Annotated in this window: 15 protein-coding genes; 12 read left to right on the forward strand and 3 right to left on the reverse strand. The window is 64.9% G+C overall.

Going from position 1 to position 15,381, the window contains the following annotated elements; all coding sequences use genetic code 11:
* The first annotated feature begins 7 nt into the window (after window positions 1-7).
* From pdxA to ACSX1D_RS18985, 9 genes are all read left to right on the forward strand, one after another.
* A complete protein-coding gene (gene pdxA, locus ACSX1D_RS18945) occupies window positions 8-1,000 on the forward strand; it encodes a 4-hydroxythreonine-4-phosphate dehydrogenase PdxA (protein WP_439859944.1) in 993 nt (330 codons plus the stop codon).
* Window positions 1,001-1,119: 119 nt separating this feature from the next.
* Window positions 1,120-1,935, forward strand: coding sequence for a 16S rRNA (adenine(1518)-N(6)/adenine(1519)-N(6))-dimethyltransferase RsmA (gene rsmA, locus ACSX1D_RS18950; RefSeq protein WP_439859945.1), 816 nt, complete (start codon window positions 1,120-1,122; stop codon window positions 1,933-1,935).
* 31 nt (window positions 1,936-1,966) lie between these two features.
* A complete protein-coding gene (apaG, locus tag ACSX1D_RS18955; RefSeq protein WP_208707128.1) occupies window positions 1,967-2,347 on the forward strand; it encodes a Co2+/Mg2+ efflux protein ApaG in 381 nt (126 codons plus the stop codon).
* Window positions 2,347-3,171 (forward strand): symmetrical bis(5'-nucleosyl)-tetraphosphatase, encoded by an 825-nt coding sequence (locus ACSX1D_RS18960; protein WP_439859946.1) that lies wholly within the window; start codon window positions 2,347-2,349, stop codon window positions 3,169-3,171. The genes apaG and ACSX1D_RS18960 overlap by 1 nt, the downstream gene beginning before the upstream one ends.
* Entirely contained in the window at window positions 3,168-3,497 is a 330-nt protein-coding gene (gene glpE / locus ACSX1D_RS18965; RefSeq protein WP_439859947.1) for a thiosulfate sulfurtransferase GlpE, read from the forward strand. The genes ACSX1D_RS18960 and glpE overlap by 4 nt, the downstream gene beginning before the upstream one ends.
* A gap of 291 nt (window positions 3,498-3,788) precedes the next feature.
* Complete coding sequence (locus ACSX1D_RS18970) at window positions 3,789-5,711, forward strand: PrkA family serine protein kinase (protein ID WP_439859948.1); 1,923 nt, start codon at window positions 3,789-3,791, stop codon at window positions 5,709-5,711.
* Window positions 5,712-5,794: 83 nt separating this feature from the next.
* A complete protein-coding gene (locus ACSX1D_RS18975) occupies window positions 5,795-7,066 on the forward strand; it encodes a YeaH/YhbH family protein (protein WP_439859949.1) in 1,272 nt (423 codons plus the stop codon).
* Window positions 7,063-8,649, forward strand: a complete 1,587-nt coding sequence (locus ACSX1D_RS18980; protein WP_439859950.1) for a SpoVR family protein — start codon at window positions 7,063-7,065, stop codon at window positions 8,647-8,649. Before ACSX1D_RS18975 ends, ACSX1D_RS18980 begins: the two co-directional genes overlap by 4 nt.
* Before the next feature lie 125 nt (window positions 8,650-8,774).
* Window positions 8,775-10,004: a multifunctional CCA addition/repair protein gene (locus ACSX1D_RS18985; protein ID WP_439859951.1), complete on the forward strand. Its 1,230-nt coding sequence runs from the start codon at window positions 8,775-8,777 to the stop codon at window positions 10,002-10,004.
* Between the two features lie 14 nt (window positions 10,005-10,018).
* Here ACSX1D_RS18985 and folK read toward each other — a convergent pair whose 3' ends face one another.
* On the reverse strand, window positions 10,019-10,564 hold the full coding sequence (gene folK, locus ACSX1D_RS18990; RefSeq protein ID WP_208707135.1) for a 2-amino-4-hydroxy-6-hydroxymethyldihydropteridine diphosphokinase: 546 nt from the start codon (window positions 10,562-10,564) through the stop codon (window positions 10,019-10,021).
* On the reverse strand, window positions 10,555-10,911 hold the full coding sequence (gene folB / locus ACSX1D_RS18995; RefSeq protein ID WP_208707136.1) for a dihydroneopterin aldolase: 357 nt from the start codon (window positions 10,909-10,911) through the stop codon (window positions 10,555-10,557). The genes folK and folB overlap by 10 nt, the downstream gene beginning before the upstream one ends.
* A gap of 245 nt (window positions 10,912-11,156) precedes the next feature.
* Here folB and plsY point away from each other — a divergent pair, with 245 nt between their 5' ends.
* Complete coding sequence (gene plsY / locus ACSX1D_RS19000; protein ID WP_208707137.1) at window positions 11,157-11,726, forward strand: glycerol-3-phosphate 1-O-acyltransferase PlsY; 570 nt, start codon at window positions 11,157-11,159, stop codon at window positions 11,724-11,726.
* A gap of 40 nt (window positions 11,727-11,766) precedes the next feature.
* Here plsY and tsaD read toward each other — a convergent pair whose 3' ends face one another.
* Window positions 11,767-12,792 carry a tRNA (adenosine(37)-N6)-threonylcarbamoyltransferase complex transferase subunit TsaD gene (tsaD, locus tag ACSX1D_RS19005; protein WP_439862367.1) on the reverse strand — a complete coding sequence of 342 codons (1,026 nt, stop codon included), beginning with the start codon at window positions 12,790-12,792 and terminating at the stop codon, window positions 11,767-11,769.
* A 207-nt stretch (window positions 12,793-12,999) separates the two neighbouring features.
* On the opposite strand from tsaD, the gene rpsU reads away from it, so the two are divergent.
* Both rpsU and dnaG read left to right on the forward strand, forming a co-directional pair.
* Window positions 13,000-13,215, forward strand: a complete 216-nt coding sequence (rpsU, locus tag ACSX1D_RS19010; RefSeq protein WP_058068915.1) for a 30S ribosomal protein S21 — start codon at window positions 13,000-13,002, stop codon at window positions 13,213-13,215.
* Window positions 13,216-13,376: 161 nt separating this feature from the next.
* Window positions 13,377-15,338, forward strand: a complete 1,962-nt coding sequence (gene dnaG, locus ACSX1D_RS19015) for a DNA primase (RefSeq protein ID WP_439859952.1) — start codon at window positions 13,377-13,379, stop codon at window positions 15,336-15,338.
* Window positions 15,339-15,381 lie beyond the last annotated feature (43 nt).

The raw sequence follows: 15,381 nt of genomic DNA on the forward strand, positions 1-15,381 counted from the left end.
CCCGCCCATGACCGCACCGCAGCTTTTCGCATTGACCCCCGGCGAGCCGGCCGGCATCGGCCCCGACCTGTGCCTGCTACTGGCTCGCCAGGCACAACCCAGGCCCCTGGTCGCCATCGCCAGCCTGGCGATGCTCGCCGAGCGCGCCGGCCAGCTAGGCATCGCAATCGAACTGATCGCCGTCGCCCCGGACGCCTGGCCCGAGCAGCCAAGCGCCCCGGGCAGCCTATATGTCTGGGACACGCCACTGGCCAAGACTGTACAGCCCGGACAACTGGAGCCGGCTAACGCCGGCTACGTCCTGGAGACCCTGACCCGCGCCGGCCAGGGCTGCCTCGACGGGCACTTCGCCGCCATGATCACTGCCCCGGTACACAAGGGCGTGATCAACCAGGCCGGCATCCCCTTCTCCGGCCACACCGAGTTTCTCGCCGAGTTCACGCGTACCGAGCAGGTGGTGATGATGCTCGCCACCCGTGGCCTGCGCGTGGCCCTGGTGACCACCCACCTGCCGCTCAAGGACGTGGCCGCCGCCATCACCGCCGAGCGCGTGACGCGCGTGGCGCGCATCCTCGACCACGACCTGCGCACGAAATTCGGCATCGCCGAGCCGCGCATCCTGGTCTGCGGCCTCAACCCCCACGCCGGCGAAGGTGGCCACCTCGGCCGCGAAGAGATCGAGATCATCGAGCCGACGCTCGAACGCCTGCGCGGCGAGGGCCTGGACCTGCTCGGCCCGCTGCCGGCCGACACCCTGTTCACCCCCAAGCACCTCGACCACTGCGACGCGGTGCTGGCGATGTATCACGACCAGGGCTTGCCCGTACTCAAGTACAAAGGTTTCGGCGCCGCGGTCAACGTCACCCTCGGTCTGCCGATCATCCGCACCTCGGTCGACCATGGCACCGCCCTGGACCTGGCCGGAAGCGGCCGGATCGACAGCGGCAGTCTGCAGGTCGCCCTGGAAACCGCCTACCAGATGGCCGCCAGCCGCACCTAGGCTGAGCGGCTCCCTGCCGGGTCGCACCTCACGGCCTACGGCTTGCGTGCCCTTTGCTGTTAAACTGCCGCCCTTTGCATTCGCTTTAAGCTTGCGGCTTGAAGCCTGGAGCCGCTGCCATGTCCGACACCTACCAACACCGCGCACGCAAGCGCTTCGGCCAGAACTTCCTGCACGACGCCGGGGTCATCCACCGCATCCTGCGCGCCATCCATCCGCGCGAGGGCGAACGCCTGCTGGAGATCGGGCCGGGACAGGGCGCGCTGACCGAGGGCCTGCTCGGCAGTGGCGCGCAACTCGACGTGATCGAGCTCGATCGCGACCTGGTGCCGATCCTCAATGGCAAGTTCGCTGCGGAGCCGCGCTTCCAGCTGCACCAGGGCGACGCCCTGAAGTTCGACTTCCAGCGCCTCGTACCGGCCCCACGCAGCCTGCGGGTGGTCGGCAACCTGCCGTACAACATCTCCACCCCGCTGATCTTCCACCTGCTGGACAACGCCGCGGTGATCCGCGACATGCACTTCATGCTGCAGAAGGAAGTGGTCCAGCGCCTCGCCGCCGGCCCCGGCGGTGGCGACTGGGGCCGGCTGTCGATCATGGTGCAGTACCACTGCCGGGTCGAACACCTGTTCGATGTCGGCCCCGGGGCGTTCAGCCCGCCGCCCAAGGTCGACTCGGCCATCGTCCGCCTGGTGCCCCACGAGGTGCTGCCGCACCCGGCCAAGGATCACCAGCTGCTCGAGCGCGTCGTGCGCGAGGCCTTCAACCAGCGCCGCAAGACCCTGCGCAACACGCTGAAGGCGCTGTTGCCGGCCAGCGCGATCGAGGCCGCAGGCGTCGACGGCAGCCTGCGACCGGAGCAGCTCGACCTGGCCGCCTTCGTGCGCCTGGCCGACCAGCTGGCACAGCAACCCGCAGCGGCCACCAGCAACTAGACTGGTCTTCCAGTTCAGCGAGTCTCAACGCATGCCCGATTCCCGTTACCAGGTCGACGTCACGGTCGCCACCCGCTACCTGCCGGAGCAATCCCAGCCGGAGCAGAACCGCTACGCCTTCGCCTACACCGTGACCATCGCCAATAATGGCCAGCAGCCGGCCAAGCTGCTGTCGCGCCACTGGCTGATCACCGATGGCGATGGACGCGTGCAGGAGGTGCGCGGCGCCGGCGTCGTCGGCCAGCAGCCGCTGATTGCCCCCGGCGAGAGCCATACCTACAGCAGCGGCACGGTGCTGGCGACCCGGGTGGGCGCGATGCAGGGCAGCTATCAGATGATCGCCGAGGACGGCAAGCGCTTCGACGCGATCATCGCCCCGTTCCGCCTCTTCGTTCCGGGCTCGCTGCACTGATGGCAACCTACGCCGCTGGCGACCTGCAAGGCTGCCTGCAACCGCTGCGCTGCCTGTTGCGGCGCGTCGCCTTCGACCCGGCCAAGGACCGTCTGTGGCTGGTCGGCGACCTGGTCAACCGCGGCCCGGAGTCCCTCGCCACCCTGCGTTTCGTCTACTCCCTGCGCGAGGCGGTGACCTGCGTGCTGGGCAATCACGACCTGCACCTGCTGGCCGCCGCCCACAATATCGAGCGCCTGAAGAAAGCCGACACCCTGCGCGAGATCCTCGACGCACCGGATCGCGAGGAACTGCTCGACTGGCTGCGCCGGCAGAAGTTGCTGCACTACGACGCCGACCGCGACATCGCCCTGGTGCATGCCGGCATTCCGCCACAATGGTCACTGGACAAGGCCTTGAGCAGAGCGACCGAGGTCGAGGAGGCGCTGCGCGACGACAGCCGCTTGCCGCTGTTCCTCGACGGCATGTACGGTAATGAACCGGCCAGGTGGAGCGGCGAACTGCAGGGCATCACCCGCCTGCGGGTGATCACCAACTACTTCACCCGCATGCGCTTCTGCACGGCCGACGGCACCCTGGACCTGAAGAGCAAGGAGGGCCTCGACAGCGCACCGCCCGGCTATGCCCCCTGGTTCAGTCACGCGAACCGCAAGACCCGTGGCCAGAAGATCGTCTTCGGCCACTGGGCCGCGCTGGAAGGCCGCTGCAGCGAACCTGGCCTGTTCGCCCTCGACACCGGCTGCGTCTGGGGCGGGGCCATGACCCTATTGAATATCGACAGCGGCGAACGCCACCGCTGCGACTGCAACGAGGAAACACCGTGAGCGAGTTCAAGCGCATCTCCCCGCAACAGGCGCAAGCCCTACGCCAGCAAGGCGCCGCCGTGGTCGACATCCGCGACCCACAGAGCTTCGCCCTCGGCCATATCATTGGCTCGCAGCACCTGGACAACTATTCGCTGGCGGACTTCATCGCCCGGGCCGATCTCGACGCCCCGCTGATCGTCACCTGCTACCACGGCAACTCCAGCCAGAGCGCCGCCGCCTACCTCGTCGGCCAAGGCTTCTCCGAGGTCTACAGCCTGGATGGCGGCTTCGAACTGTGGCGCGTCAGCTATCCGGCCGATGTCGCGCAGAACTCGGGCGAGTAAAAAAAATACTGTCCGCTGCCTAGCGGCAATCCCGCGCCACTTCTGCCTCCGCGCCCGGCACCGGGCGCGGCAATATCTTGTTATCGTTGCGCCGCGCTTGCTCTTCCAGATTCCGAACTATCCTTACCTCAGGCCATCCAAAAATCAGGGAAAGCCGGCTGACCGGCTTCGGGCCAACGGTAACGACCTTTTGTATTCTGGGGGATCTTCGTCGGCACTCTCATCGGCTGCGTCTTAGCACCCGAACGACCGATCCCTCGCCCGGCTCCGAGCATCGACCGAGGTGACGTCATGAGTATTTTCAGCCACTTCCAACAACGCTTCGAAGCAACTCGCCAGGAGGAATACAGCCTCCAAGAGTACCTCGAGCTCTGCAAGCAAGACCCCAGCGCCTACGCGACCGCCGCCGAGCGCCTGCTGATGGCGATCGGCGAGCCTGAGCTGCTCGACACCTCGAGCAACGCCCGGCTGTCGCGGATCTTCTCCAACAAGATGATTCGCCGCTACCCGGCCTTCGCCGACTTCCACGGCATGGAAGAGTGCATCGACCAGATCGTCGCCTTCTTCCGCCACTCCGCCCAGGGCCTGGAAGAGAAGAAGCAGATTCTCTACCTGCTGGGTCCGGTCGGCGGCGGCAAGTCGTCCCTGGCGGAGAAGCTCAAGGAGCTGATGGAGAAGGTGCCCTTCTATGCGATCAAGGGTTCGCCGGTATTCGAGTCGCCGCTGGGTCTGTTCAATGCCGCGGAGGACGCCACCATCCTCGAAGAGGATTTCGGCATCCCGCGCCGCTACCTGACCACCGTCATGTCGCCCTGGGCGACCAAGCGCCTGTCAGAGTTCGGTGGGGACATCAGCCAGTTCCGCGTGGTCAAGCTCTACCCTTCGGTCCTCAACCAGATCGCCATCGCCAAGACCGAGCCGGGCGACGAGAACAACCAGGACATCTCCGCCCTGGTCGGCAAGGTGGATATCCGCAAGCTCGAGGAGTTCCCGCAGAACGACGCCGACGCCTACAGCTACTCGGGCGCCCTGTGCCGCGCCAACCAGGGTCTGATGGAATTCGTCGAGATGTTCAAGGCACCGATCAAGGTGCTGCACCCGCTGCTGACGGCCACCCAGGAGGGCAACTACAACAGCACCGAGGGCCTCGGCGGCCTGCCGTTCAACGGCATCCTGCTGGCCCACTCCAACGAGTCCGAGTGGCACAGCTTCCGCAATAACAAGAACAACGAGGCGTTCATCGACCGCATCTACATCGTCAAGGTGCCCTACTGCTTGCGCGTCACCGACGAGATCAAGATCTACGACAAGCTCCTGACCAACAGCTCCCTGGCCCAGGCCCACTGCGCACCCGACACCCTGAAGATGCTCGCGCAGTTCTCGGTACTGTCGCGCCTGAAGGAGCCGGAGAACTCCAACATCTACTCGAAGATGCGCGTCTACGACGGCGAGAACCTCAAGGATACCGACCCCAAGGCCAAGTCGATCCAGGAATACCGCGACAACGCCGGCGTCGACGAGGGCATGAACGGCCTGTCGACCCGCTTCGCCTTCAAGATCCTCTCCAAGGTGTTCAACTTCGACGCCCACGAGGTGGCGGCCAACCCCGTGCACCTGCTGTATGTGCTGGAGCAGCAGATCGACCAGGAGCAGTTCCCCGCCGAGGTGCGTGAGCGTTACCTGCGCTTCATCAAGGAATACCTGGCACCGCGCTATATCGAGTTCATCGGCAAGGAAATCCAGACCGCCTACCTCGAGTCCTACAGCGAATACGGACAGAACATCTTCGACCGCTACGTGCTGTACGCCGACTTCTGGATTCAGGACCAGGAGTACCGCGACCCGGAAACCGGCGAGATCCTCAACCGCGTGGCCCTGAACGAGGAACTGGAGAAGATCGAGAAACCGGCCGGCATCAGCAACCCGAAGGATTTCCGCAACGAGATCGTCAACTTCGTGCTGCGCGCCCGCGCCAACAACAATGGCAAGAACCCGACCTGGCTGAGCTACGAGAAACTGCGTGTAGTGATCGAGAAGAAGATGTTCTCCAACACCGAAGACCTCTTGCCGGTCATCAGCTTCAACGCCAAGGCAAGCAAGGAGGACCAGCAGAAACACAACGACTTCGTCAAGCGCATGGTCGAGCGCGGTTACACCGACAAGCAGGTACGCCTGCTCTCCGAGTGGTACCTGCGGGTTCGCAAATCGCAGTAAAGCAGCCTCAAGCCATCAGCCTTAAGCTGCAACTGGATCGTCTGCAGCTTTTGGCTTGAAGCGAAAGCTCCCCGGAGGGGCCTATGAGCTATGTGATAGACCGGCGCCTTAGCGGCAAGAACAAGAGCACGGTAAATCGCCAGCGATTCCTGCGGCGCTACCGTGACCACATCAAGAAGGCGGTGGAGGAGGCGGTCAGCCGCCGCTCCATCACCGACATGGAGCACGGCGAGCAGATCAGCATTCCCGGTCGCGACATCGACGAGCCGGTGCTGCACCACGGCCGCGGCGGCCGGCAGACCATCGTCCACCCCGGCAACAAGGAATTCACTGCCGGCGAGCATATCCCCCGCCCACCAGGCGGCGGGGGCGGCAAGGGCGGTGGTAAGGCCAGCAACACTGGCGAAGGGATGGACGAATTCGTCTTCCAGATCACCCAGGAAGAGTTTCTCGACTTCATGTTCGAGGACTTGGAGCTGCCCAACCTGGTCAAGCGGCACCTGACCGGCGCCGACACCTTCAAGTCGGTTCGAGCCGGCATCAGCAGCGTCGGCAACCCGTCGCGGATCAACATCGTTCGCACCCTCCGCTCGGCCCATGCGCGGCGCATCGCCCTGTCCGGCAGCAGCCGCAACAAGCTGCGCGCGGCACTGGCCGAGCTGGAGCGACTCAAGCGCGAAGAACCGGACAACCTTAGCGACATACAGGAGATGGAGGCGGAGATTGCCAGGCTGCGCGCGCACATTGGCCGCCTGCCCTTCCTCGATACCTTCGACCTCAAGTACAACCTGCTGGTCAAGCAGCCCAACCCCAGCTCCAAGGCGGTGATGTTCTGCCTGATGGACGTGTCAGGCTCCATGACCCAGGCGACCAAGGATATCGCCAAGCGCTTCTTCATCCTGCTCTACCTGTTCCTCAAGCGCAGCTACGACAAGATCGACGTGGTGTTCATCCGCCACCACACCAGTGCGAAAGAGGTCGACGAGGAGGAGTTCTTCTATTCCCGCGAAACCGGCGGCACCATCGTCTCCAGCGCCCTCAAGCTGATGCAGGAGATCATGGCCGAGCGCTACCCGATCAACGAATGGAACATCTACGGTGCCCAGGCGTCGGACGGCGACAACTGGAATGACGATTCGCCCATCTGTCGCGATATCCTGATAAAGCAGATCATGCCGTTCGTGCAGTACTTCACCTACGTCGAGATCACCCCCCGCGAACACCAGGCGTTGTGGTTCGAGTACGAGCAGGTCTGCGAACGCTTCGAGGATACCTTCGCCCAGCAACAGCTGGTCTCGGCGTCGGATATCTACCCTGTGTTCCGCGAACTGTTCCAGCGGAGGCTCGTAACATGACCAGTTATGACAGCTCAGCCCGCACCGGCGCGAAACGGCGCGAACCGATCGCCACCGGCTCGGAATGGACCTTCGAACTGATCCGCGCCTTCGACCGCGAGATCAGCCGCCTGGCCGAACGCTACGCGCTGGACACCTATCCCAACCAGATCGAAGTGATCACCGCCGAGCAGATGATGGACGCCTACGCCTCGGTGGGCATGCCGCTGGGCTATCACCACTGGTCCTACGGCAAGCACTTCCTCAGCACCGAGAAGAACTACAAGCGCGGCCAGATGGGCCTGGCGTACGAGATCGTGATCAACTCCGACCCGTGCATCGCCTACCTGATGGAGGAGAACACCCTGTGCATGCAGGCGCTGGTGATCGCCCACGCCTGCTACGGACACAACAGCTTCTTCAAGGGCAACTACCTGTTCCGCAGCTGGACCGACGCCAGTTCGATCATCGACTACCTGGTGTTCGCCAAGCAGTACATCACCCAGTGCGAGGAGCGCCATGGCATCGACGCGGTGGAGGACCTGCTCGACTCCTGCCATGCCCTGATGAATTACGGCGTCGACCGCTACAAGCGGCCCTACCCGATTTCCGCCGAAGAGGAGCGGCGGCGTCAGAAGGAGCGCGAGGAGCACCTGCAGAAGCAGATCAACGACCTGTGGCGCACCATCCCCAAGGGCGCCAGCAAGGATGGCGAGAAGGACAGCAAGCGCTTCCCTGCCGAGCCCCAGGAGAACATCCTGTACTTCCTGGAGAAGCATGCGCCACTGCTTGAGCCCTGGCAGCGCGAGGTGATCCGCATCGTGCGCAAGATCGCCCAGTACTTCTATCCGCAGCGCCAGACCCAGGTGATGAATGAAGGCTGGGCCACATTCTGGCACTACACCCTGATGAACGACCTGTACGACGAGGGCCTGATCACCGAGGGCTTCATCCTCGAGTTCCTCCAGTCGCATACCGCCGTGATCTACCAGCCGCCGTTCGACAGCCCCTACTACAGCGGCATCAACCCCTACACCCTGGGCTTCGCCATGTACCGCGACATCCGCCGAATCTGCGAGGCGCCTACCGAGGAGGACCGCCGCTGGTTCCCCGACATCGCCGGCAGCGACTGGCTGAGCACCCTGAAGTTCGCCATGAAGAGCTTCAAGGACGAAAGCTTCATCCTCCAGTACCTGTCGCCCAAGGTGATTCGCGACCTCAAGCTGTTCAGCGTTCTGGACGACGACCAGAAGGACGAGCTGGTGGTGCCGGCCATCCACGACGAAGCGGGCTATCGGACCATCCGCGAGACCCTGGCGGCCCAATATAACCTCGGCAATCGCGAGCCCAACGTGCAGATCTGGAGCATCGACCGCCGCGGTGACCGCTCGCTGACCCTGCGCCACCAGCAGCACGACCGCAAACCCCTGGGCAGCTCGACCGAGGAAGTGATGAAGCACCTGCATCGCCTGTGGGGCTTCGACATCCACCTGGAGACCTTCCAGGGCGACCAGCTGATCGAGACCCACCACGTGCCGCCCCGGGGCGATCCCGAACAGGAAGGCGACTACCCGCGCCTGGACCTGGTCATCCCGCCGGTCTGAGCCCTCGCGCGGCCGGCTGCTTGCCCATAAGTAGCCGGCCCACGTTCCTGCAGGCGCCGATCCGCCAATAAGCCTTTCCCCTGCTGCCATCGCAACCGCTATCCTCTGCGACATCGGAGGTAGTCATGCAGATATACAAAGTGGGCGGTGCGGTACGTGATCGCCTGTTGGGGCGCAAGGTCGAGGAAACCGACTGGGTGGTTGTCGGCACCACCGCCGAACACATGCTGGAGCAAGGGTTTCGCCCGGTAGGCGCGGACTTTCCGGTGTTTCTCCACCCCAGGAGCGGCGAGGAGTACGCCCTGGCCCGCACCGAGCGCAAGAGCGGCCGAGGCTATGGTGGCTTCACCTTCTACGCCAGCCCCGACGTCACCCTGGAACAAGACCTGATCCGCCGCGACCTGACGGTCAACGCCATGGCCGAGGACGAGCACGGCCGGCTGATCGACCCCTATGGCGGCCAACGCGATCTCGCGGCGCGCCTGCTGCGCCATGTCTCCCCGGCTTTTGCCGAGGACCCGCTGCGCGTGCTCCGGGTCGCCCGTTTCGCCGCCCGCTACGCACCCGACGGCTTCCGCGTGGCGGCGGAAACCCTTGAGCTGATGCGCCAGCTCAGCGAGTCCGGCGAACTGTCCGCGCTCACCCCCGAGCGCAGCTGGAAGGAAATCTCCCGCGCCCTGCTCGAACCGCGGCCCGACGTGTTCATCCAGGTGCTACGCGACTGCGGCGCGCTCAAGACGCTGCTGCCGGAGGTCGACGCCCTGTTCGGCGTGCCGCAGCCTGCGGCCCACCACCCGGAAATCGATACCGGCATGCATGTGCTCAGCGTGCTGCGCCAGTGTGCGGAGCATCAGCAACCGTTGACGGTCCGCTGGGCCTGCCTGCTGCATGACGTTGGCAAGGGCCTGACCCCGCAGGCGCAGTGGCCGCGGCATATCGCCCACGAACAACGCGGCCTGCCGTCGATCCGTTCTATCAACCAGCGCTGCAAGGCCCCAAGAGACTGCCAGGAACTGGCCCTGCTGGTGGGCGAGTACCACACCCACGGCCATCGGGCCCTGGAGCTGAAGGCTTCGACCCTGCTGGAGCTGCTACAACACTTCGACGTGTTCCGGCGACCGCAGCGCTTCGAGGAGTTTATCGCCGCCTGCGAGATGGATGCGCGCGGCCGCGACGGCCTGGAGCAGCGTGCCTACCCGCAGGCGGACTACCTGCGCCGGGCCATGCAGGTGGCCCGCGAGGTAGCCGTGCAGCCCCTGCTGGAGCAGGGGTTCAAAGGCGCCGAGCTGGGCGAAGCGCTGAAGCGACAACGCCTGCAGGCACTCAAGGACTACAAGGCGAGCCCGCCAGCCTAGCCAGCCGGGCTGTGCTAGCGCCGAGCCGTCGGCGGGCAGGCAAGCAGCAGGGACGCCGGGGTCAGCTCATGGCCGCGCCACTGGAATGCCACCGGCCACAGCTGTTGATCGATGCTGGCTGCCTGCCACAATTCGGCGAAACGGCGCTGCACCTCAGGGTGCAGCGCCTCGGGCGCAAGCAACGCCAGCGGCCAGAGCACGAAGGCGTTTTTGAGAATCTCCGCCCGCGGCAGAATCAGACCATCGAAATTGCCGACCTGGTCGCCATACAGCAGCACATCGATATCCAGCGGCAAGCCCTTGCGCTCTGGCGCATAGCGACCGTTATCCGCCTCGATGAACTTCAGGCGTCGATCCAACTCGCCCAGCGGCAAGTTGCTGTAACCGGTGACCACCAGGTTGAAGAACGGACCGCTCTTGATCCCCACCGCATGGCTCTCGAAAACCGGCGAGCAGCGCATATCGTGAAGCAAGCCAGACAGCGCATCGAGGCCGGCACACAGATGGGCTTCACGCTCGATATTGCTACCGAGACCGAGAAAAACCGGGATCAGCGACATCCGCGCTCGATCTCCACGCCAACGCCGCCCAGGGCCGCGGGCACCGCGCCCGGCTTGGTCAGTTTGAGGCGCAACCAGGGTATCTGGAACTCGGCCATCAGCAGCTCGGCCAGGCGCTCCGCCAGGGTCTCCACCAGAATGAACTGCGCTTCGCCGACATAGGCCTGAACCCGGGCCGACACCGCCGCATAGTCCAGCGCCTTGCTCAGGTCGTCACCCGCCGCCGCCGGGCGATTGTCCCACCCCAGGTACAGGTCCAGGCGCAGGCACTGGCGAATGGTGCGCTCCCAGTCGTACGCGCCGATCACCGTGTCGACTTCCAGACCCTCGATAAACACTATGTCCAAGCACTCTCTCCACAACGCGGCGTGGCCGCGGCACCGGGCCGACGCCCTGCGCACCATCATTGCGCAGGACTATACGGCATTGATAGCGGACTAAAATGTCCATTTACGACGCAGAATACAGCGGCCGTCAGCCTGGGCCTGGGCCTGGGCCTGGCAAGCCTCGCCAGCTGCCTCTCGCCCCTCGCTCGCTACCCACCGCATCGGCCTGTAGAATCACCCCATCCCTCGCCGTGGATATGGATACCATGTTTTGGCTGCTGGCGGTCCTCGCCTACCTGCTGGGCTCGTTGTCCTTCGCCATTCTGCTCAGCCGCGTGGCGGGCGGACCGGATCCGCGCGCCAGCGGCTCGGGAAACCCCGGCGCCACCAACATGCTGCGCGTGGCCGGCAAACGGCTGGCGGTGCTGACCCTGCTGGGCGATCTGCTCAAAGGCCTCGTGCCAGTGCTGGTCGCCAAACTGCTGGGCCTGGACTTGCAACAGCAGGCCTGGATCGGCCTCGCCGCCGTAGTCGGCCACCTCTATCCGCTGTATTTCCGCTTCCATGGCGGCAAGGGCGTCGCCACGTCCGCCGGCATGCTCCTGGGCCTCTATCCTCCCGCCGCACTCCTTGCGATCGCAGCCTGGCTGCTGACCTTCGCCCTGACCCGCACCAGCTCCCTGGCGGCGCTCATCGCCACTCCGCTGACCCTGCCGCTGCTCGCCTGGCAGCAGCCTGCGGCGCTGCTGCCGGTGAGTGTATTGACGGCACTGGTGGTCTGGCGCCATCGCGGCAATCTGCGCGACCTGTTCGCGGGGCGCGAACGGCACTTCTGATCGCCGCCAACTGCGCCTGCCCCGCCCGCTTCCTGCCCGGCTAGAGTGCGGGCAAGCGCTCCATTGGCCAGCGCGCCTGCACCGAGATGCTCAAGCCTTCGCGCTGACCGGCCTTGAGCCGCTGGCAGCCAGCGTAGGCGATCATCGCGCCGTTGTCGGTGCAGAAGGCCGGACGCGCATAGAACACCTGCCCCTTGAGCGCCCCGAGCATGCTCTCCAGGGATTCGCGCAGGGCCTTGTTGGCACTGACGCCCCCGGCGATCACCAGGCTGTTCAGGCCCGTCTGCTTGAGGGCGCGGCGGCACTTGATGGTGAGGGTGTCGACCACCGCCTCCTGGAAAGCCAGGGCGATGTCGCAACGGGTCTGCTCATCGTCATCGCCCGAATCGCGGCACTGCTGCCAGGTATTCAGGGTGAAGGTCTTAAGGCCACTGAAACTGAAGTCGAGGCCGGGCCGGTCGGTCATCGGCCGCGGAAACACGAACCGCCCAGCAGCGCCTCGCTCGGCCAAGCGAGCGATCTCCGGCCCCCCCGGGTAGCGCAAGCCCATCAGCTTGGCCGTCTTGTCGAAGGCTTCGCCCGCCGCATCGTCGAGCGACTCGCCCAGCAACTGATATTGGCCAATGCCGTCGACCCGCACCAACTGCGTGTGACCGCCTGACACCAGCAAGGCGACGAACGGAAAACTGGGTGGCTGCGCCTCCAGCATCGGCGCCAGCAGGTGCCCTTCCATGTGGTGCACACCGAGGGCCGGGATATCCCAGGCATAGGCCAGGGCCTGGGCGCAGGAGGCGCCGACCAGCAGCGCACCGACCAGGCCGGGGCCGGCGGTGTAGGCGATCGCGTCGATCTCGCCGGAGGTACAGTCGGCCTCGGCCATGACCTCGCGAATCAACGGCAACATGCGCTTGACGTGGTCGCGCGAGGCCAGCTCCGGTACCACGCCACCATAGACCCGGTGCAGGTCGATCTGGCTGAACAACGCATCGGCCAGCAGACCGCGCTCACTGTCATAGAGCGCGACGCCGGTCTCGTCGCATGAGGTTTCCAATCCCAGTACCAGCATGGGCAGCGCCTTGACTTGAGGTGTCATGATTTCGAAGGCGCGCATGATAATAGGCAGGCCAGGAGACCGACCAGCGCTTTTCGATCAGAGGCTTTGCATTCAGGGCGACGAGACGGTAACATCCGCAACCCTTAAAAACCTACGTCCTCCCGCGCCATCTGCCAGGAGTACGTTACCCAAACCGGTAATAAAGAAGGTACGCCCTGGATGCCAGCCGTCAAAGTTAAAGAGAACGAACCCTTCGACGTAGCTCTGCGTCGTTTCAAGCGCTCCTGCGAAAAAGCCGGCATTCTGGCTGAAGTTCGCAGCCGCGAATTCTACGAGAAGCCGACCGCCGAGCGTAAGCGCAAGGCCGCTGCCGCCGTTAAGCGCCACGCCAAGAAAGTGCAGCGCGAGCAGCGCCGCAGCGTGCGCCTGTACTAATCAGTACGGACCGCCTCGGAGCACCCAGCAGCGCCCGGCCTTCGCCGGGCTTTGCGTTTTATGGCCCCGCACTCCGCTTCGCCGACAGGCGAATGGCCGGAGTTTTTCGCCTGGCCAGCGACCCTGTCCAGCCGCCCCGCACGGCAGTATTCTGAGCGCCTATGGCCGGCCTGATCCCACAGTCCTTTATCGATGACCTGCTCAACCGCACCGACATCGTCGAAGTGGTCAGCGCGCGCATCCAGCTGAAAAAGGCCGGCAAGAACTACACCGCCTGCTGCCCCTTCCATAAAGAGAAGACCCCGTCCTTCAGCGTCAGCCCGGACAAACAGTTCTACTACTGCTTCGGCTGCGGCGCCGGCGGCAATGCCCTGGGCTTTGTCATGGACCACGACCAACTGGAGTTTCCCCAGGCGGTCGAGGACCTGGCCAAACGCGCCGGAATGGAAGTGCCCCGCGAGGAAGGCGGACGCAGCAACAAGCCCCGCCAACCCACCGACTCGCCGCTCTACCCGCTATTGGCCGCCGCCGCCGACTTCTATCGCCAGGCGCTCAAGAGCCATCCACAACGCCGGGCCGCAGTGGACTACCTGAAGGGCCGCGGCCTGTCCGGCGAGATCGCCCGCGACTTCGGCCTCGGTTTTGCGCCGCCAGGCTGGGACAACCTGCTCAAGCACCTGGCCAGCGACAGCTTGCAGCAGAAGGCGATGATCGATGCCGGCCTGCTGGTGGAGAACGCCGAGAGCGGCAAGCGCTATGACCGCTTCCGCGACCGGGTCATCTTCCCGATCCGCGACAGCCGCGGCCGGGTCATCGCCTTCGGCGGCCGGGTACTCGGCGACGACAAGCCCAAGTACCTGAACTCGCCGGAAACCCCGGTGTTCCACAAGGGCCAGGAGCTCTACGGCCTGTTCGAGGCACGCAAGAGCAACCGCGACCTCGACGAGATCATGGTGGTCGAGGGCTACATGGACGTCATCGCCCTGGCCCAGCAGGGCCTGCGCAATGCCGTCGCCACCCTCGGCACCGCCACCAGCGAAGAGCACCTCAAGCGCCTGTTCCGTCTGGTACCCAGCGTGCTGTTCTGCTTCGACGGCGACCAGGCCGGACGCAACGCCGCCTGGCGCGCCCTGGAAGCCACCCTGCCCAACCTGCAGGACGGCCGTCGCGCGCGTTTCCTGTTCCTGCCCGACGGCGAGGACCCGGACACACTGGTTCGCAGCGAAGGCACCGATGCCTTCCGCGCACGCATCATCCAACAGGCCCAACCGCTGGCCGACTACTTCTTCCAGCAACTCAGCGAAGAGGCCGACCCCCGCTCGCTGGAAGGCAAGGCGCACCTGGTGACCCTGGCTGCGCCGCTGATCGACAAGATCCCCGGCAACAACCTGCGCACTCTGATGCGCCAGCGCCTCACCGAGATCACCGGCCTCAGCGGCGAAGCCCTGAGCCAGATGGCGCCGACCTCCAGCCCTGGCGCGGCGCCAAGCGAATACCCGGACTACCCGGACATTCCGGATAGCGCCTACCACGACGCCCCTCCCAGCTACGAGGACTACGCCCACCCCAGCCCGGCGCCCAGCTTCGAGCGCGGCAACAAAGGCAAGGGAGAGTGGAAGAAGGACGGCAAGAAGTGGAGCAAGCAGGGGCGCGGCGACGAGCGGCCGCGCGCACCACGCACCGCCGTCAGCGTCGAATCGCCGCACCTGAGCGCCCTGCGCACCCTGCTGCACCACCCCGAACTGGCGCAGAAAGTCGAGGACGTCAGCCACTTCGCTGCCGAGGACGACACCTACGCCCAACTGCTGGTGGCCCTGCTCGGCGCCCTGCAGAAGAACCCGAAACTGCGCTCGCTGCAGCTGATCGCGCGCTGGCACGGCACCGAACAGGGCCGTCTACTGCGGGCCCTGGCGGAAAAGGAGTGGCTGATTTCGGCGGACAACCTTGAACAACAGTTTTTCGACACTATAACTACTCTAGTCGCCCGCCAACGCGAGCGCAGCCTGGAACATTTGCTGCGCAAAGCCCGTCAAAGTGAGTTGAGTGCAGAGGAAAAAGACCTGCTGCGCAACCTGCTGAGCCGTAATACATCACCAGTAGTCCCGAGCCCAACTGGCGCGTAAGGGTCTTATTCGGGTATAATCCGCGGCTTGTTTTTAGCCCGCC

This window comes from Pseudomonas sp. MBLB4136 (assembly GCF_051904765.1).
Classification (GTDB): Bacteria; Pseudomonadota; Gammaproteobacteria; order Pseudomonadales; family Pseudomonadaceae; genus Aquipseudomonas.